A 17,024-nucleotide genomic window follows, 5' to 3' on the forward strand; every position below is an offset into this window, starting at 1 on the left:
CCCAGGCAGCGATCACCGGTGGCCGCCCTGTCATGCCCGACATTGCATGACGAGTACGTCTGCCGTTGCTGCGTGGAAAGCTTGTAACTGTTGTAGTTCTAGACGCTGGAAGCGTGGCCGTAAACATCCGCGTGCGTCTCCGACGCGCCGCTCACTGACCCGTCGCACACGGGCGTGCTGCCTCTCCCACAGAACTGCTGGATGACCCAGAAAAAATAAAAATTCAATGAACAAATCCGATGATTTTCTGAATAAACGTCAATCCGCACGTTGAAATTTAATATTTATTTTTTATGCGATGCAGATCCGTCTGTTCCGTGAATCCTTATCGCCCCACGCCGTATCTCGCTACCAATCTAGAAGATGCCGGGTCGCTCGAGTTCCTGCGCGCGTCGCTCGGCCTCCGCCCGCACGTAGACCGAGGTGGTGGCTAGCGAAGCATGTCCAAGTTGACTCTGCACGACATCCAAGGCCACGCCGTGCGCGATGGCGTGATTGCCGAAAGAATGCCTGAGCCAGTGCGCAGAGGCCGATGCGACACGCGAAGCACCTGTAGGATCTTCTCCCTCGAGCATGGCGGCCGCGCGCCGGAAGAACCGCTTCAAGATCGCGTGGATCTGCTGCACCGACAGCGCGCCCATCCTGCCGTCAGCCTTGACCCGGCCAATCAGGGGCGTGGCAGGAAGCAAGCGGTTGAAGTCTGTAGTGAGCCCGCGCGCGAACAGGTAGCGACGCAGCGCCCCGATCACCGCATGCGAGACGTGCACCTCGCGCTCAAGCGTACCTTTGCCCGTAAACACCAGTTCCCAGGAGCCGCGCGGGTCGTCTGGCAAGTCGCGATGCCGCAAGTCCCCTACCGTAGCCCGCGACAGCTCGGCAATGCGCAAGCCCGTCGCATACGCAAAGCGCAACAGGAAGAGCAGCCGCGCATCGCGTAGATCGTCCGCCGGCAATTCGGCGGCGCAGCGCTGGAGAAAGGCCCACTGGGTCTTCGTGAAACTGCGTGAGACCTGGATGCGCGAGCGGGGCACCTTGGGTTTCGCCACCAGGGCCCACGGGTTGTAGCGCAGGTACTGGGCGTCGACCAGCCACGCACACAGGCCGCTCACCACGGTAAAACTCTGGCGCAGGCTGGCCGGCGATAGCGGCCCGGCAAAGGGACGCCATTCATAGGAATACCTTGGCACGCCACGGTGACCAATCCACTGCGCGGCCGGCTGCGGATCGGCCAGGAAGGCTAGATAGGCCGTGCAATCCTCCACGGTCAGGTCAGACAGCGCCTTGCCACGCACGAATACGGCCCACAACAGCAGCCGCTCCGCATGACACCGGTAGGTCCGCCACGTTGGTCCGTGCTCCGCCCCCCGTGTCGCGAGCCATGCCTGAATGGCCGCCAAGTCTTGCTGCGCCGCGATGCGCGCGTGCGCCTCGGGCCCCGACCGATTGTGACCGGTGCGCCCGTCGCGGTCGGCCGGCACAAGCAACGCCTCAAGCGGCGCGATCATGACCGCCGCGGGCCGCAGGGCCGCGCGGGCCGCCGTCGTGAGGGCGCGCCGCGGCGCCAGGGCCGCCGGGGCGAGCGCACCAAGCGCGCCGAGCGCCCCGATTTCGGTTTGGAGCCAAGCCACGATCCGTTGCGCCGTCACCGCGCCAATACGCGGCACGCGCCGGTACCAGCGCACTCCGCGCGCGACGACACAGGCCTGCAGGTCGGCGAGCGTCGCGAGACCTGCCGCAGCGAGCCGCGCGGCGACCGCGGGCGCGAACCACCCCGCCACGGCATCGGCCGGGGTCGGCGTGCGCGTGAGAAACGGGCGCGCCGCATCAAGCGCCGCGAGCTGACGCGCCCGCATACGTCCCGGTACCCCCTTGCCGGTGGATCGGAACAGGGCTTGCCACGTCGGCTCGTCAGGCAGTTTCTTTGGTGCACGGGCACCGCCATCGTCGCCAAACGCGCCATCGACGGGCTGCAGACGGCGTACGCCGCGGTGCAGTTCGGCCTCGATCGTCTGCTGCGTCAGACGGGCCTGGCGCCGGTCGCGGCCGGTCTCCAGATAACGTGCCCCCAACTCGGCCAGATCCAGCCCTTCGAGCACGCCGCGGTAGAAAGCGAAATGGTGCGCCCCGAGGTAGCGCGTCGGCGCCATGGGCTGGCCGGCGCCGCGCCGGCGACGCCCCTGGGTGGCTGGGTTTTCCGGGTCGGAAGGCACCCCGGGCGGCGCCGAGCGGTGCGGGGCGGCGGGGTCGGAAGCCATACGGGCCCTCCTCTTTTCAGCGCCGGACAGGTGGCCCATCCGCCGCTTGGTGGGTAAATCGCGAGAAACGCTTATGCAGATAGGTACAGATATCTTGATAGGCGAATTTGCTCGCCAACCCAAGGGCCGCACGCGGTCACCGAAGCGTGATGGGTGTCACGCTAGCTCTGGCTCGTGGGAAATCGGCAGATCCGCCCACAGTTGTTGAGAAATCCAGGACTTACCGGCGCTCATACGCTCGATTTGGATCAGACCCGGCGGCGCGCTGCCCGCGCCGGGCGACTGGCCCATAGCGGCTCGCCATTGACCCAGGGCGATGGCCCTTCACGACCACCAATCAAAGCGTTGGAAAAAAGCCGTTGGCCTCTGCCCAAGCGCCAGCAGCCACTCGCCCACCTCCACCACATCAAGGCGCCGCTCCAGCAATTCGACCTTGGCGACGTAGGATTGCGGCCTACTTAAACGTTCAGCAAGGGCTTGCTGAGTGATCTGAAGGGCTTGCCGTTCCCGGCGAAGTTCGGTAATGACGGCTGCATAGCGCGCGGAGTGAATGGTCTTCATCACATGATGCGACCATCTATTCCAAAAAATCCCAAAATAGGATAATTTGGAATGGACTCCCCTTGCAGACATCACTCCTTATATGAGTTCACGCAGCGAACGCAAACAGGCCCTCGTCGAAGGGCGCAGAGGTGTCAAGGCTGAATTGATCGTCAGTCCGGGCAGGACCAAAGTGGCACTCGATGTGTTGAAGTTCGGCTTCCACGTCGTGGTGGAGCGGGCCGACGTCGACCACTTGGTATTTTTTGAGGCCTCGGAAAAGTTGGAGATCAACTTGAAGGCGGGCAGCAAGGTGGTGCTGCGATGCACCTTGGATGGCGCGCAAGCCCTTGCCGTCAAACTCCTGCCTGAGGAACGGGACAACTGCTTCTGGTTCCACGCCAAGAATGGAGATCGTCTCTGTGCGTGGGACGACTTGCGCTGACATTGCGCCATTGGGAGCTGCCGCCGGTGGTCCTGATTATCCACGGCAGAAGCGGGTCCGGGCGTCCGGGACTTCCCGATCGGTAAGACGGGGCGCGTTTGACGCTAAACTCTGCGAGAATCTTCCCGTACGGTAAGGTGTATGTACGGCAAGGCCAACCCCGTCGTGTCCACTGCGCACGACCGACGCCTGACCGTCCTCGGTGAAGTCACCACTCCCGCCGACCTGGGCGCGCTGATCAAACAGCTGCGGACGCAACAAGGCGTGACGCAGCAGGCGCTAGCCGCTTTCGCCGGCACTGGCCAGCGCTTCATTGTCGATCTCGAGCGAGGGAAGACAACGGTGCAGTTCAACAGGGTGCTGAGCGTGCTTGATAGGCTGGGTACCAAGCTGGCTGTCATTGCGCGCTAGCAACGCCGTCGTGGTGGCTGGATGCTGCGGCGCGTCTAGTCGTCCAATGCCTTCTGGGACACGATCCGGCCCCACGGCGTGAAGTTGTTGCTCAAGGTTCTTTTCACGGGCGCCAACAAACTCATCGCAAGGCCCACGAGTTGCACTGGCCTAGCAATGTCACGCTCAACGTCTTCGATAATTGCTGTCGTCTGAAACGCTGTTCTTTTGCCCGAGGCAGACTCAGAATACTCTTTCATGACGACATCGTAGTTGCCAGTGAACTCGGTTCCGGTGCCATCGTTGATAATCTCCAAGTCCCCCAATAGACGAGAAGCCGCTTCGTCACCATTGGGAACGAGTTCAATTCGTACTCTTAGCATGTGTTATCCGTTTATGGTAGGGGCCTGACGAGCGCGCAGCGGCTAACCTGCTCCTCTTGCGCCATTCGCTAAGTTTGTGACCTTGCCTCCATCTCCGCTAGTTTCTCGTCAAGCGTCTCCTTAACCCAGGTCAAGAACGTGGACCAGCCACATGCGCTTATCGCAATTCCTTTTGGCCCCTCGGCAAGCACGCAATCTGGAGAGTCATATTCAACAAGTTCTGGATGAAGATCAAGCCATCGCAGGATGGCGCTCTCGAACTCAAGCGGAACATCGTGAAGATGTAAGTAGCGGCGACCAGCCTGATCAAAATATGGGAGGCCGGCGAGAAGCCAAGCCTGAAGAAGCCGGCCTTTCTCTTGGATGCTCATCGTAGTGCTCATTGTTTGCGTTCACTGCGATGGTACATCAGGCTCGCGCGATTGGTCGCCTCGCCAGACGGTCACACGATTTGACACAATTGGAGACTGATGTGGGCCGAGTCTTTGTCGATTTGACTGATACGCAAATTGAGGAACTTGCGGCAATCGTAGAGGCCGAGCATCGTCCAAGGGCGGCTGTTATCCGTGACGCCATTGAGGCGTACATCGCGCAGCGAAAGCTGGCGCTTGGGGCTGATGTATTCGGGCGGTGGAAGGACAAGCAGATCGACGGCCTCGCATACCAGCAAGAGCGACGCTTGGAATGGTGAAGGCGCCAGCCTGACGCATTACCTTCTCGTCCGCACGCCGCTAACGGCCGCTCACGCTCCAAGATTGCTCCACAGGATCAGTCGCTCGGCCTCCTTGCGATAGGTGCACTGCGTGGCCGGCGATTCATGCAGCCCCAGCCACGCGAGGATCGCCCGCGTAATCATTGTCCGCGTTAAGGGTGCAAGTCTCGTGCGGTACGCGAAACTGCCCCTGGGAGCCGTCGACTTCATGTGGCAGCCGCAATTGCTCCCACGGCACGACGATCCCCCGCGACGCCTGCTCGACTAGCAGCGGGCGCTTACCCTCAGGATCAACGCTTGCCGCCAGCACAGTCCCTGGCTGCGCACAACCCTGTCAAATCTCACCAGCCGGCGCCCGCTCTCCATCGTCTGCGCTCTGGCGCCAGCCGCTCTGGCTTTACGGCAATTGCTGCCGAACTGGTAGCGCGCGAGTGCGTTACCGCGGCTTCGTTGCCGCCACTCCTTCACGGGCCTTCACTGCGCCCCGTGCACGGGATTCACCGGAGGCACGCGCAGAGGGGCGCCGCACGGTCTTGCTATTTGCCTATTTGCCTTGCGTGCGGCCGCGCTCGGCAGTCTCAGGAGAGACCGTCGCCTGCTTCGCCATGTCAATCGCTGCCTGCATCCAAACCTTCGCGGTAGCCTCATCGACACACTCGACACTGCCCGTCGACGGCGCTGTCAACTTGCCGGTAGCGAGACAAGGTAGTGGCACGCGGGACCACTGCTCAAAAAGCAGTTGACGGATTTTGGGCCACCTTGGTGAATTCGTGCCAGGCAGCGAATCGTGCAGCGAGGTGTTTGCGATAGAGCGAAGCACGCAGCAGATTCCATTTCAGCGCGAAGTGTTGCCGGATCGGAGCGAAGCTCGAAAGGAAAGCCTGCGTACGTTTGCGCTCGCGAAACCCACGCATGCGCCGCTCGCGTTCGCGGGTCGGCTGGTGGCTGTTCTCGGCCCGGTTGTTGACGCGAGCGGCGGCTTTAACAAACACGTGTTTGACGTTCGCCAGTTCCGGGATGTCGGTCTTCGCGGCCGAGTAGCGGCGTAGCTGATCGGTGGCGATCTTGCGTGGTGCCGAGTAGAAGCGAAGCACGCGCTGGAAGAATCGTTTGGCTGCTGCCTTGTCGCGACGCTTCTGCAGCAGAATGTCGAGTTCAGCGCCATGCTCGTCAACCGCCCGCCACAGCAGATAAGGCTCGCCGCGCAGCGCCTCGAACATCTCATCGAGATGCCAGGTGCTGCCTAGCTTGCGCCGTGCGGCCTTCACACGATGGGCATAGCCGGCGCCAAACTTGTCACACCAGCGGCGAATTGTCTCGTAGGTCACGACCACACCGCGCTCGAACAGCAGTTCCTCGATGTCGCGCAGACTCAGGTTGAAGCGAAAATACCAGCGCACTGCGTGGCGAATGATCGCCGCCGGAAACCGGTGGCCGTGATAGAGCGATTTGGTCTCCATCATCCCGTCATTCTACCCGGCCGCATCCCTAACGTGACAGAACCGCTGGCGCTGCTCTTCCCCTGGGACGCTAGTGCCGTCGCAGCTCAACCCTGGCCGAGTGGAGAGTGCCCGGGATAGGATCGCGCAGGCCCAAAGCATCGTACGTGCAGCGCGCGATGACCGATACCGCGTATCGGCCGCCTGCGGCCTACAGCGTTGGAGCTGGAGTTGCATCGCCGATTCAGGAGTCTCTGGAATATCGCACGTGCGAAAGGCGACTCGTGGACGGCATTCGACAAGGCGACCTACGACGCATACATAGCGGCAATCAAGGTCCTACAGGGCTCACATCCCCTATGGATGGTGGAAGTTCATTGGAAGGATGGAAGCTAGCCGCGCAAACCTTGAAACATTGCACTCCGAACAACGCCAAGGGCGTTCGCCTTCCGCTGCCTGAATCAAATGATGCACAGGACTTATCGGCTTCCATTTTCCGATGGTCGACTTTTGCGGGTTGAGAAGGCGGCAAGGGCGCGTTCGAGGACAGTTTTTCCAGCAGTTCCTCCTAATAGATTTTCCATCCGTATCTGGTCGAGCGCTTCAGCAACCGAATCTACTACCATCTGCGCGGCGAGCGCCTCGGCCATTATGGCCAGTGCTTCCTGTCCATCTACCGTCAGACCAGTCGACTCCTCTGGGGCACGCTCGATGGGCCGTGTCAACTCGCGAAGCCAGGCCGCCCGTGCCACGTCTTTACCAGCATCGTTCGGTAGCTTGCGGGCCAAGGTCAGAAGCCGCTGTTGCGCGTCGGAGCAAATCTCGCGCGCTGTCCTCATGGCCTCCGCCGGCCCCGCTTTAGCAGCGAAAGACATTAAGCGCGTTGCCTTTCGCGCGTATTTTTTCAGTCGACGCCCGAGAATTTCAGCGATCAACGAATCGACTGCTTCCTGCATGAGCAACTCGTTGCGATGGCGGACATCGGCGCGCTGCCTCGCAACTGGGCGGTCCGGTCGTGTAGCCGCACCATCGAGACCCTCGACTATCATCGAGTCTTGGTGTCGAGCAGCGAGGGGGTCGATATCAATTACTTTGGCCGAGCTGGGCTGGCCCTTTTCGGTATATCCAAAATGGAACGAGAGGCTGAGTCTGGAGAAAAACATCGCGCGGCCATAAAGCAGCCCGTCGGCGCCGTCATACCCGATGACAAAACGATGGGCGAAGGGAAACGCAGGATCGGGAAGTTCCGAGCACCCATCGAAGTCCCACCAAATCGGATAGCCGAAGTTGGGGGCCCGCTCTCCAATGGGCAATGTATGCTGCCGCGCCGCGAAGAGCGGAAATCGCTTGAAGTCATCGAGGGCGCTGTCCATCCGACGCTTCGGATACTCACGCGACAAGAACGACAGGGCGATATAGGCCACCGCAGCAAGCATCGAATCTCCGCCAAGCCCGCGCTCGTAAGTGATGTCGCCTGGATAAAATCGAACGGCCTCGCCAGCACGGACAACCCTGATCTCCTCACCAAGGGGACAGCGGAAAACAGGCGCATGAGACGTGCATCAAGCACCGCACGCGTGTGACGGACACTGCTAGCGCCAGGCGTCATGGGTGCGTTCGAGGGTGGAGGCGGAAAGGAAGGCATTGCTACGCCAGGGTCAGTGACCAAGGGCGCCACAAGCCCCGTCCTTCGGGGGCCTTTAGGGCAAGGAGGACGTGAAGTGAGTACTCCATTTGCGAGCGCATTCGCCCTGGGGTCTGCTTTCCCATGCCCTTGGCGACACGGCATTCGCGCGTCGTCGGGCACGCGCAGTTGCTGGTAGGCACGGGGCGCCGACAACATGCGCAGTGGCGCGTCGACACGATCAGGCATCGCGTGCCTTGTTAGTCGTTGCCAGGTTCGGCACGGCGCGCGGCCCCGACTGATTTCGAGCGCCAGATCGGCCGACCGAAGCATAGCCTTTCGATGAGGAGATATATCGCTAGGACTCGCAAGCTTGGGAGTGCGAGCACCCTGCATCAACAAGGTCTCTGTTGTCGGATTCGAATGAGGGTCCTCTGACCCTTTGGCAACACTTCTTCTGCAACGTCAAAGAGCTGCGACTTCATGACGAGTGCTTTCAGACTCTGCTCGCCGTACCGAATCTTGCGATCCGCGAAGGCGTCCGGCTCCTTCGCCCTCGCCATCGACTGCGCGTATGAGAGGTCGGTCCATCCGTCCGCACGACGCGGCTTCGCTACAGTCTCAAGCAACAGCTCAATCATTCGACTACCCTGCAGCCATACGAGCTCGAATGCCTCTTGAAACTCGGTGGACTGGAGAAAGGCAGCGTAAGCCTGGCAGGCTTGGTGCGCGGTATCGCGCATTGACTTCAGACGATTGCTCATCGCCACAACCCTGTCCTTCTGCTGGTCTAGGCGTGCGACGGTTTCAGCCATCCTCTCAACCGACTCAGTTTTCAAGTGTGGAAGAAAATGGTGCGCAAGCTCATTGCGCTCCTTGGCTAGCGCCGCCAGTTCAGCCTCCAACGACGCCCTATCCGCTGGAGAGAGCTCAATTTGGACTGTCGTTTTGACCCGCGGCAGGCTCGTTTCCACAGAATACTCGTCGTCGCGCATCTCCTCTGGGCTGGTAAGGAACTCTTCCCGGACCCGCTTTAGCAGCATGCCCATCGACGACGTACTCAGGTTTTGTTGGCGAGCCTCGAGCCTAGTGGCAGCGTCCGCGATACTACCCTCAATCCTCGCGATACCAAGGATGGACTTTAAAAGGTACTCGATCTCCTGGTTCAGCAGGAGATTCCGCCCAACTTTTCGAAGTACTTCGTCCTTCAACGCCCGTAGCGCAGTTTGCTGTGCTTTGTCCATCTGGCACTCCGCCGATATTTGAACCAAGTCTAACCCTTACGGCGAGGAGGGCGTCACATCATCTCCAAATTCCACCTTGCAGTCTCATAGCCATGACGGGCCAAGAGGTCAAAGCTCGTCTCAGACATCCTGTGAAGTGTCGTGCTATATGTTGCCGCGGTTTTTGATTCATCGGGCGAGAGCCATTGTTCCCCCAAAAGCTTAGCCGCTACTTCCTCTCTCCCCGTAGAGAACTTACGAATGGAGTCTTCGGCCCGAGCCCCGATGCCAAGGTAGGCTCCCGACATCGGATTCTTCTGGAGAAAATTCACGAACGCGCGGACGCGGAGAGCTCTGCTTTGATCCAACGCGATGTCGGCAATGCGCTTAAACCGGAAGGGATTCAAGGGGTGTGGAATTGCCTGGCGCGGGAATGGAGCCCCTCCATCAGACACAATCATGTATTGGATGTCTCCCGGAAGCGTTCCGTCCCTCTTGATGGCCTGCCTACCCACGTCAAACATCGGCTCCATGCCTAGGTTATCGTAGAGGCCACCGTCATACAGGTGGAGCGTTCTGTAAGGCAACTCATAACGGGTAGGGGCGGCAGCATGCCATTCCTCACGCTTTTCCCACTCAAAGTTTCCGCTCTCGACAGTCAGAGGGCCGATACCACCTGGGAACGCTGCCGAGATTGCCATGGCTTTTGCAACGCTGAAACTTTCAACTTTCGCGTAGCCGAGATCATAGTCGCCCATGGTTCGATTCTTGAATCGGAACCGCCGACCCGTTTCGCCAGTGGTGCAATTGATCGACCAGGCCGGAGAGTTGCTCAGATCTCCTAGCGTCGCCGTTACACCCCACAATCCTTCGATTGCCTGAGCAACAACGTTTGCCCTGGATAGCATGAATCGCCAATTCAGAGGATTAAGGACCAGTCTCAGGAATGCCGACACCTGCAAAGATTCGGTTGTCAGCACCCTTCGCAGCCGCGGATGCACCTCTTTGAGGTAAACATCGGAAGTCGGCCAGCGATTATCCGCTGACTGGAACGTCATCCCGACGAACAGGCTTCCCCCGGACACTGACGATATATGCAGGACATCTTCAAGGCGCCGCTGCTCCGCGAGATACTTTATGACGCCTGCGTGGAAAGCGGCGGCGCGCACACCGCCTCCTGACAGAGCGAGGCCGATACTTCTTCCCGGTTCGAGGCTGGTGCCATTCATACGTCGCGCCCTTCCCCCACAGCAACAGAAACGTCGCTTTCGCCGACGATGACCATTAGTGCGGGGAGCCCGTCCATGGCCAACGTCTTCGCCAAATATGCCAGCAACTCCACGTCAGCACCGCTGGGAGCTGCGGAGGAGTATTTCGGGTGAGAATGCCACTCCCCGATGTACCCTACGATATTGGCGGTACGGTTTGCAGCACGTTCAAGGGCTTCAGCCAGCCCTACCGTTCCGCGGATAAAACTAGCCGAATTTGCTTTGCTGTCACCGGGCGCGCTGAGAACGTCGACGATATGAATTGTCTTTAGGCTGTGATCACGATAGCCGAGGATGATCCCACCAGTTTCACTGGGGAGACACTCCGCCCGAAGCACTCCCAGCCGCTGTTGAACACCCTTGTCCCAGAGCACACGCCACTCACCGCAGGCGCGTTCGATTGGCTCTTCAACAGGCATGATGTTGGCGGTCAGTGAGCCTGTTTCGTCGTCGAGAGTCCAGATTCGAAGCTCGGCCTGCTGGCGCCCCGCTAGCTGGCGGACCTGCTTGGCCAGCGTGGCCCCGTGGAGATGCACGACCTCTGGCGAAAGCACCCCTGACACATCACGGCAACCCGCACCAACCCAAAAGGCGCCGGAATGGCCAGTCAGATGGTGCTCACCCCAGTCTGCATTGAGAATGGCGCGGTAATACTGAGCCTCCAGTGTCGTCAGCCGAATATTCCTGCCCGCATCCTCAAGTAAGAGGACGGAGCCCAGACCAGACGGAGCGAGGAAGACTGACGCCATTCGCGGCGTATCATCTTTTACTGCCAGATCCCTCGGGGCTTCCAGCGTGGTCGTTGCATCAACGAGCAGGGCCGCGGACGCGAGGGCATCGCGTACCTCCGGTGTATCGTCTGTAACCTTAGCGGGAACGCCCTTGGGCTTTGCTGTTGTGGACCACGTCAGTTCCACCAAGTTGGTCACGACATCCACTTTCGACCATCCAATATGGCGGTCTTCGCCGGCATGGCGCACCAGATTGTGTGGAAGCAGTACGTCGTCGTCGATGAAGGTCCAACTCCCCCACCCTTCCCGCCACCACAATTCCGCCATGCAACTACCCAGTGCTCCGACGCCTGCCAGTACTCCCTGGAATTCTGCTCCGTCGTCAGGCACTCCTGCAGCCTGGCGCGCATCCTTTGGCGTGAGTGCGAATCTAGCATCGATAGGCTCGATCTTGAGCTCCCGCCATGCCTCTTCCTTATCGAGCGGAACAACGACAGCTCCGAGGCCATTATTCGCGTATGCCCTGCCATCCTTGCCATCGAAATACGCGCCACATGCCAATCCCAAGCGAACAAGTGACGCATGCACGAAATAGCAGTCAGCATCCGTCCGCTCGGGTTCCGCACCCGGCGACCTGGCCATGGGGATTTGAAGCAGCAGTAGTGTGTGCCCGGTATCCACCTTCGGAATCTCGACACCGCCGGCTGGAGGCAACGCTCTTTTTGCGGAATCGACCAGCCACGGCAGCAAGCTCGAACCCTTCCTCTCCAGTTGGTCGTGCAGTGCACCCAACGTCGCCGGGTATCGCTCGATACCTGTCGAAACCACGGTGGGCACCGCAACTACCAACGGGTCAATCCCCGAATCTGCTTTGGACTTCGCACTGCCTTTCGGACGCCAGTATCCCCGGAGTACTTTCCCATCCGGTCTGGAATTGGCGCCCTCGACGTGCAGCACTTCCGCATCTTTTCCTGCGCGGCCCACGAAGTCGGCCGGCAGGGCAAGCTGGAAGGGGGACACGAAATGCATGCGCTCGACAGGCTGGTCGGCAAGGTGCAACTTCCCAAGAGCCGTCTCACGCAGCCACCAAAGGATCCGTTCGAGATGCTTCGCCGGCGTCCACGTCCGCTCAACAGCACTCCAAGGTTCGGCATAGATACACAGAGACGGCGGGTCTCCATCTCGAACGGAATTCTGGTGAAGGGTGGCCGGAAAATCGCGCCGCAGTGCATTGACTTCATGGGGCCCTATCAGCCCTGGACCATGACGCAGTAACAGTCGTTCGCGGTTCTTGATACCGGCAACGTTGCGAGAGGGTACCGTCCCATCGCAGCACTCAACGACAATGCCGTCAATGATGTCTTTGGTATCCCCAGAGCGCCGCTCGATACGGCGCAATTCCACGACATCGAAGGCGGAATGCTGCTGACAGGCTGCGAAAAGACGCCGGCTTTCATCAAACTGCAGCTGCGCTGGATCAAACTGCAGCTGCTCTCCAACGGTGTAGTATTCGGTCGTCACTCAGCCGGCCCTCGGTGTCGGCTTGGAAATGATGATGTTCGCTGCCGCGGCCGTCGCGCGAGTCAACGAAAGCCCGTTTTCGTCAATCTTGAACTCGAGCGGCTCCGGCTTGGTTGCGTTCGGCTCCTCCATCGTCACGAGGAACTTCGCACCGCCTGTCTTCTTCAGATAGGTCTGGTAGCACTTCCGTGCCTGGATGTGCGGAGGTTGAGGTTCCTCGCGCGCTTCTTTCGTATCCGGAATCGGACAGCTCGAGCTGACGACATACGCGCCTTCCTTACCGGCCATCAGAATTTCTGCAACCAAGGGCGTCGGAACAGTCTCGTACTCTCCCTTGTCCTTGTTGAGAGCCAGGTAGCTGCAGTGGTGCGGTATGTTGTACAGATCCCACGCCAGGCGATCCATATTGTTATGGTACTTGGTGGTCTTTACGATGTCTTCGAGCACGCACCACTCCGAGTCACCAACGGCCAGGTAGTCATAGTCGTTGAAGCCCTTACGGAAGCGCACGTTGAAGATAAGTGATGCGGCATTGCGCAGGTCATCGCCGTCATCGACATGCTTGATGAACGGCGAATGACAGAAGAACTCGACGCCGTCCGACGCCAAATTGAAGTCCGGTGCCAACTGGCCAGCATCGGTAATGAGATGCCGGCGCGACTCCAGAGTCAGGTCGTTTTCTTCAAGCCAGCCCTTCAGTTTCTCGGGCTTGGAGAATACGCGGATACCCTTGCCCTCCTTCAGACGGTGGCGGGCTTCTTGGCGCCAGATGACAAATTCGGAAGACTGCTGACCATTCGTGCCGCATTCGAGCACCATCGCGGCTGGCACCCAGAGGGTGTCAATCTTGATGCGGCCCTCCCCTTGATACTTCGCGGCATGCCTCAGGTGAAAGAACTCCGTACTGTTCTCCAGATGGTCCGTATCTCCGTGGGTAAAGGCCACGACGTCGAACGAATCCCGCTTCGCGTCGTCAAGCTCCTTCTTCAGGCGTTCCTTCAGATTAATCTCCGGCCCTTCGCCCAACTCCGTCTTCTTGCGGTGGCGGTAATCCATCAGGATCCGTTTGCCATTCTCGAGCACGATCTGGCAGGTATCCCCGTTTCCGACGGGGTAGAAAATGATGCGATGAGTCATTTTTGTTTCCTCGAACTCTTACAACACCCGGAACCCGTCTAAAAATGTCGTATGCATCACTATCCGTGCAGTGATGGCACCGTCGACCGCACTACAATCGAAGAAAGGCGTTCCAGGAGAGCCCGATTTCGAGTCCACGTACCCTCGCTTCCCGGAAAACCGGGCAGAAAAGTTCGGTATAGCGAACAGAACAAAGGTATACCTGCCTTTCGCGGTTGTCAACTAAAAAGTTCGGAATCGTGGTACCCTCGCGCCGTCGTTTTTAGGAGTTGCCTCATGGGAACCAAGCTGGGAGACAAGCTCAAGGAGCTTCGCAAGCAGAAGGGACTAACCTTAGAAAAGCTGGCAGACCTAGCGGGACTAAGTAAAAGCTATCTCTGGGAGTTGGAGAACCGGGAATCGCAGAGACCGTCTGCCGAAAAGCTGACGAGCTTAGCGGACGTGCTAGGCGTAGCGGTCAGCTACTTCATAGAAGAGGACGTTCGGGCTCCGGAAGAGCGCCACAAAGATGAAGCATTTTTCAGGAACTATCAGAAGCTAGAGCCGGAAGCGAAGGAGCAGCTTCGCAGGATCCTCGATACATTCAGAACTAAGCCTTAGCGCATGAAGCTATCTCCAGTGAAGGAAGCGAATCGAATCTCGCAGATTCTGGACGTCTTCCACCATACCCATGGCGAAGTCAGGTACCCGGTAGATGTCAAGAAACTTGCGCTCGACTGCGCGGGTCTTTTTCAGTTTACGGATCCAATTTCTGCTGTGGAGGCTGCGGACATCAAGGGCTTCGAGGGCGGTCTGTTCAAGACGGGCACTGAGAACTGGACACTGCTTTACAACAATGCCCTCGCCTCCCCTGGCCGGATTCGCTTCACTCAAGCTCACGAACTCGGACACTACATTCTCCATCGGTACCAGCGGGAAAGCTTCGAATGTACGTCGGAGGACATGCTAGATTGGTCCGAGCAGGAAAAAGGTATTGAAGGCGAAGCTGACAAGTTCGCGTCCTACCTGCTCATGCCATTGCATGACTTCAGGGATCAGGTGACAGACGCGATCACGCTGGACGCGCTTGGGCATTGTGCGGATAGGTATGGCGTCTCGCTCACTGCAACTACCTTGCAGTGGCTTTCATACACTGACGAGAAGGCAGTCCTCGTTATGTCGAGAGACGGCTTTATGGATTGGGCGTGGTCAAGCGATTCGGCGCGCAAAGCCGGGGCTTATTTTGCAACACGTCGCAAGACCATCCAGATTCCCGAGCAATCTCTGGCAGCAAATACGGCAATTCGACATGAACGTGTGGGAATCACTGTCCCAGCTCAGACGTGGTTTCCTCATGCAGACACGGAGATACCGCTGCGTGAGATGAAGGTGTCAGCTGAACAATATGACTCCACACTTACACTGCTCGTACTTCCGCGCTTTGCAGATGTGTGGGCTCCTCGCAACCGAGACTTACAATCATAACTACTGCCAGAGTTCGTCAGTGGATGGGATATGATCCTCGGCTGATTCGCTCAAGCCCAACAACGTGGAATTCGATCTTTCAGCACTTCAGCAGGCATTCGCACTTGTGGACTTGATATCCCGTCCAGCGGCCAACAAGCCCTCTGGCTTCCTGGAGCAGCTATTGCTCAAAAAAGAGCAAATTAAGCTAAAAATTTATCAGGAAAAAGGGCATAAAAGACCACATTTTCATGTGGACTATGGACGGAACAACCATGTCGCGGCTTACGCCATCGATACATGGGAGAGAATCGAGGGTAGTCTCGACAAAAAGTACGATAAGGCTGTCTCCGATTGGGCAATTGCTAATCATGAAAGCCTGCGGGCTGTATGGCAAGCTCTTCAATCTGGCGAACCTGAGTCACACTTCATTCAATCGCTTTCTGTACTGCATTAGCATAGGAGCGCCATGATTTTTCTATCATGGGCGACCCTACAACGGAAGTTGCGTCTATTGTTCAAATTGCCGACAGGAACCGGCCTCAGGCGTCCCTCGGCCAGTCTTTGGGACCGCGATATTCCGACGGGAGTGGCTGCTTCTCGCCGCTAGTGCCTTTGCTATCTAGGGGCGGCAGCGCCAGAAGCCCCTGGTCCAGCTTTGGCGGCTTTGCCATGCGCGTCGCGCTCAACGGCCACGGACTTGGCAATATCGAACAGGATCTGCTCGGGCACCGTTGCCTGAATTGATAGATACGGTGCAGTAGCAAGGTTGCTCACTCCCGGTGCAATTCTATGAGCCGCATCAGTACATCAGACGCATGTCGAAAATTCGCATGCTGGCCGCGGATGCCATATGCCCATTTCTCACCATGGAATAGGTTATTCCGCAACCGGTAGACGATAAGCAGAAGCGCGCCGACGATGTGCGCCGGCTCCTCATCCTCTCCCTTTAACACCGCCTCGACCAGTGGACGACGATCGGGACGCCTGAATAACAGCTTGTCGAAGTGATGTGTGAACTCGCCACCTTGAAAGTAGCGATTGCGGAAGTACGCCAAACTTTCCTCAAATGGCGCCAAATTCAGTCGGCCTGCCTGCGCCAACGCGTTCACGGCAGCGACCAGCGATGTCGGGCTCGCATTTGCCTGCAGCACAAGGCCTTCCATGGCGCTCCAAAGGAAGGTGAAGTCTGCAATTGCGGCAAGCTCCTCATCGCTGAGTTCGGCGTAGCCCTGCACGAATTGCCTCAGGAAAGCGGTGGAATCCATGCTAAGAAAGAGCGGTAAAGGCGCGCAGTAACTGCATTAGCGAAATCTGCCGCACTGCGTGACTGGGTGACTGGCCGCCCCCGCTTCGATCCTGACGAAGCGAGTCCGCCCTGCGAGGATTCGTAGTCTACCGGCTGGTGGTGACCGCGCAGCACCGCTTACGATCCCTCGTATTTCGGCGTTTGCGTCGCTTTACGCTTCAGGAATCAGGAACTTATCCCGATTCTTGCCGAGCCAAGCCGGCGCCCGGCCCCTGCCAGACCAGGTCTCGCCAGTCTTCGGGTTTTGATATTTCGGAGGCAGCGGTTCACGCTTGGCGCGGGCGCCACTGCCAGCAGGGCGACCGCGACGGCGCTTCGCAGCAATATCGTCAACACTAAGGCCATACTGGGCCATCAGCGTCTGAATCTGCTCAATGACTCCGGCAACTTCGGTCGGAGCTAAAGTCGAAACTGGTGTACAGGCGGGGAATTTGAGGCGCGGAGTAGAGGGCGGTGGAGCTTTCCGCTGAGAATCTGATTGTCGAGATCGGAAACCAGCGCAAGAAAGGTCCACCATGAGCAAGGATAAAGGGAAAGAAGCAGTCGGTCTATCGGAAATCGGGCTTGGGCTCGAGGAGCTGATCAGGCGCGGGGCCCGACGGGT

General features: G+C 58.8%; 17 protein-coding genes and 2 pseudogenes. 6 read left to right on the forward strand and 13 right to left on the reverse strand.

Going from position 1 to position 17,024, the window contains the following annotated elements; genetic code table 11:
- Nucleotides 1-356 precede the first annotated feature (356 nt).
- Together K309_RS36520 and K309_RS0114015 are read right to left on the reverse strand one after the other, a co-directional pair.
- Nucleotides 357-2,255 (reverse strand): site-specific integrase, encoded by a 1,899-nt coding sequence (locus tag K309_RS36520; RefSeq protein WP_051320447.1) that lies wholly within the window; start codon nt 2,253-2,255, stop codon nt 357-359.
- A 324-nt stretch (nt 2,256-2,579) separates the two neighbouring features.
- Nucleotides 2,580-2,816: a transcriptional regulator gene (locus K309_RS0114015; protein ID WP_029047013.1), complete on the reverse strand. Its 237-nt coding sequence runs from the start codon at nt 2,814-2,816 to the stop codon at nt 2,580-2,582.
- A gap of 46 nt (nt 2,817-2,862) precedes the next feature.
- Between K309_RS0114015 and K309_RS0114020 the strand changes: the two genes are divergently transcribed.
- Both K309_RS0114020 and K309_RS0114025 read left to right on the forward strand, forming a co-directional pair.
- Nucleotides 2,863-3,240 (forward strand): hypothetical protein, encoded by a 378-nt coding sequence (locus K309_RS0114020; RefSeq protein ID WP_156914357.1) that lies wholly within the window; start codon nt 2,863-2,865, stop codon nt 3,238-3,240.
- A gap of 141 nt (nt 3,241-3,381) precedes the next feature.
- Nucleotides 3,382-3,651, forward strand: a complete 270-nt coding sequence (locus K309_RS0114025) for a type II toxin-antitoxin system Y4mF family antitoxin (protein WP_084402424.1) — start codon at nt 3,382-3,384, stop codon at nt 3,649-3,651.
- Between the two features lie 35 nt (nt 3,652-3,686).
- Here the strand turns inward: K309_RS0114025 and K309_RS0114030 are convergent, their stop codons facing one another.
- Nucleotides 3,687-4,013 (reverse strand): hypothetical protein, encoded by a 327-nt coding sequence (locus K309_RS0114030; RefSeq protein ID WP_029047016.1) that lies wholly within the window; start codon nt 4,011-4,013, stop codon nt 3,687-3,689.
- A gap of 68 nt (nt 4,014-4,081) precedes the next feature.
- The gene (locus K309_RS41680) at nt 4,082-4,384 is read right to left on the reverse strand and encodes a hypothetical protein (RefSeq protein WP_156914358.1); all 303 of its coding nucleotides are present in this window, start codon (nt 4,382-4,384) and stop codon (nt 4,082-4,084) included.
- Nucleotides 4,385-4,485: 101 nt separating this feature from the next.
- Between K309_RS41680 and K309_RS0114040 the strand changes: the two genes are divergently transcribed.
- On the forward strand, nt 4,486-4,704 hold the full coding sequence (locus K309_RS0114040; RefSeq protein WP_029047018.1) for a ribbon-helix-helix protein, CopG family: 219 nt from the start codon (nt 4,486-4,488) through the stop codon (nt 4,702-4,704).
- A 40-nt stretch (nt 4,705-4,744) separates the two neighbouring features.
- Here the strand turns inward: K309_RS0114040 and K309_RS42435 are convergent.
- The 7 genes and pseudogenes from K309_RS42435 to mblB all read right to left on the reverse strand — a co-directional run.
- Nucleotides 4,745-4,966 (reverse strand): annotated as a pseudogene (locus K309_RS42435) (integrase); the annotation flags it as partial.
- A gap of 487 nt (nt 4,967-5,453) precedes the next feature.
- Nucleotides 5,454-6,188, reverse strand: a complete 735-nt coding sequence (locus tag K309_RS0114050) for an IS6 family transposase (RefSeq protein ID WP_500784372.1) — start codon at nt 6,186-6,188, stop codon at nt 5,454-5,456.
- 455 nt (nt 6,189-6,643) lie between these two features.
- Nucleotides 6,644-7,600 carry a hypothetical protein gene (locus K309_RS0114055; protein ID WP_029047020.1) on the reverse strand — a complete coding sequence of 319 codons (957 nt, stop codon included), beginning with the start codon at nt 7,598-7,600 and terminating at the stop codon, nt 6,644-6,646.
- Nucleotides 7,601-8,183: 583 nt separating this feature from the next.
- The gene (locus tag K309_RS0114060) at nt 8,184-9,032 is read right to left on the reverse strand and encodes a hypothetical protein (RefSeq protein WP_029047021.1); all 849 of its coding nucleotides are present in this window, start codon (nt 9,030-9,032) and stop codon (nt 8,184-8,186) included.
- A 53-nt stretch (nt 9,033-9,085) separates the two neighbouring features.
- Nucleotides 9,086-10,240 (reverse strand): patatin-like phospholipase family protein, encoded by a 1,155-nt coding sequence (locus tag K309_RS39550; protein ID WP_035877457.1) that lies wholly within the window; start codon nt 10,238-10,240, stop codon nt 9,086-9,088.
- On the reverse strand, nt 10,237-12,531 hold the full coding sequence (gene cap2-3 / locus K309_RS0114070) for an anti-phage 6A-MBL system cap2_3 protein (RefSeq protein ID WP_029047022.1): 2,295 nt from the start codon (nt 12,529-12,531) through the stop codon (nt 10,237-10,239). Before cap2-3 ends, K309_RS39550 begins: the two co-directional genes overlap by 4 nt.
- Nucleotides 12,532-13,668 (reverse strand): anti-phage 6A-MBL system MBL-fold protein, encoded by a 1,137-nt coding sequence (gene mblB, locus K309_RS0114075; RefSeq protein ID WP_029047023.1) that lies wholly within the window; start codon nt 13,666-13,668, stop codon nt 12,532-12,534. It lies immediately after the preceding gene.
- Between the two features lie 276 nt (nt 13,669-13,944).
- On the opposite strand from mblB, the gene K309_RS0114080 reads away from it, so the two are divergent.
- From K309_RS0114080 to K309_RS39925, 3 genes are all read left to right on the forward strand, one after another.
- A complete protein-coding gene (locus tag K309_RS0114080) occupies nt 13,945-14,268 on the forward strand; it encodes a helix-turn-helix domain-containing protein (RefSeq protein WP_029047024.1) in 324 nt (107 codons plus the stop codon).
- A gap of 3 nt (nt 14,269-14,271) precedes the next feature.
- Nucleotides 14,272-15,132, forward strand: coding sequence for an ImmA/IrrE family metallo-endopeptidase (locus tag K309_RS0114085; protein WP_029047025.1), 861 nt, complete (start codon nt 14,272-14,274; stop codon nt 15,130-15,132).
- A gap of 64 nt (nt 15,133-15,196) precedes the next feature.
- Entirely contained in the window at nt 15,197-15,568 is a 372-nt protein-coding gene (locus K309_RS39925; protein WP_232232379.1) for a DUF4160 domain-containing protein, read from the forward strand.
- Between the two features lie 316 nt (nt 15,569-15,884).
- Here K309_RS39925 and K309_RS0114090 read toward each other — a convergent pair whose 3' ends face one another.
- Nucleotides 15,885-16,379 (reverse strand): hypothetical protein, encoded by a 495-nt coding sequence (locus K309_RS0114090; RefSeq protein WP_051320449.1) that lies wholly within the window; start codon nt 16,377-16,379, stop codon nt 15,885-15,887.
- 192 nt (nt 16,380-16,571) lie between these two features.
- Nucleotides 16,572-16,814: pseudogene (locus K309_RS39930) on the reverse strand (H-NS histone family protein); the annotation flags it as partial.
- Between the last annotated feature and the right edge of the window lie 210 nt (nt 16,815-17,024).

This window comes from Cupriavidus phytohabitans (genome assembly GCF_000426345.1).
Lineage (GTDB): Bacteria > Pseudomonadota > Gammaproteobacteria > Burkholderiales > Burkholderiaceae > Cupriavidus.

Bases quoted from the DNA above. Each gene is read 5' to 3' on its own strand.
- K309_RS36520 (WP_051320447.1), bottom strand. From the start codon at position 2,255: ATGGCTTCCGACCCCGCCGCCCCGCACCGCTCGGCGCCGCCCGGGGTG.
- K309_RS0114015 (WP_029047013.1), bottom strand. From the start codon at position 2,816: ATGAAGACCATTCACTCCGCGCGCTATGCAGCCGTCATTACCGAACTT.
- K309_RS0114025 (WP_084402424.1), top strand. From the start codon at position 3,382: ATGTACGGCAAGGCCAACCCCGTCGTGTCCACTGCGCACGACCGACGC.
- K309_RS0114030 (WP_029047016.1), bottom strand. From the start codon at position 4,013: ATGCTAAGAGTACGAATTGAACTCGTTCCCAATGGTGACGAAGCGGCT.
- K309_RS41680 (WP_156914358.1), bottom strand. From the start codon at position 4,384: ATGAGCATCCAAGAGAAAGGCCGGCTTCTTCAGGCTTGGCTTCTCGCC.
- K309_RS0114050 (WP_500784372.1), bottom strand. From the start codon at position 6,188: ATGATGGAGACCAAATCGCTCTATCACGGCCACCGGTTTCCGGCGGCG.
- K309_RS0114055 (WP_029047020.1), bottom strand. From the start codon at position 7,600: ATGCTTGCTGCGGTGGCCTATATCGCCCTGTCGTTCTTGTCGCGTGAG.
- K309_RS0114060 (WP_029047021.1), bottom strand. From the start codon at position 9,032: ATGGACAAAGCACAGCAAACTGCGCTACGGGCGTTGAAGGACGAAGTA.
- K309_RS39550 (WP_035877457.1), bottom strand. From the start codon at position 10,240: ATGAATGGCACCAGCCTCGAACCGGGAAGAAGTATCGGCCTCGCTCTG.
- mblB (WP_029047023.1), bottom strand. From the start codon at position 13,668: ATGACTCATCGCATCATTTTCTACCCCGTCGGAAACGGGGATACCTGC.
- K309_RS0114080 (WP_029047024.1), top strand. From the start codon at position 13,945: ATGGGAACCAAGCTGGGAGACAAGCTCAAGGAGCTTCGCAAGCAGAAG.
- K309_RS0114085 (WP_029047025.1), top strand. From the start codon at position 14,272: ATGAAGCTATCTCCAGTGAAGGAAGCGAATCGAATCTCGCAGATTCTG.
- K309_RS0114090 (WP_051320449.1), bottom strand. From the start codon at position 16,379: ATGGATTCCACCGCTTTCCTGAGGCAATTCGTGCAGGGCTACGCCGAA.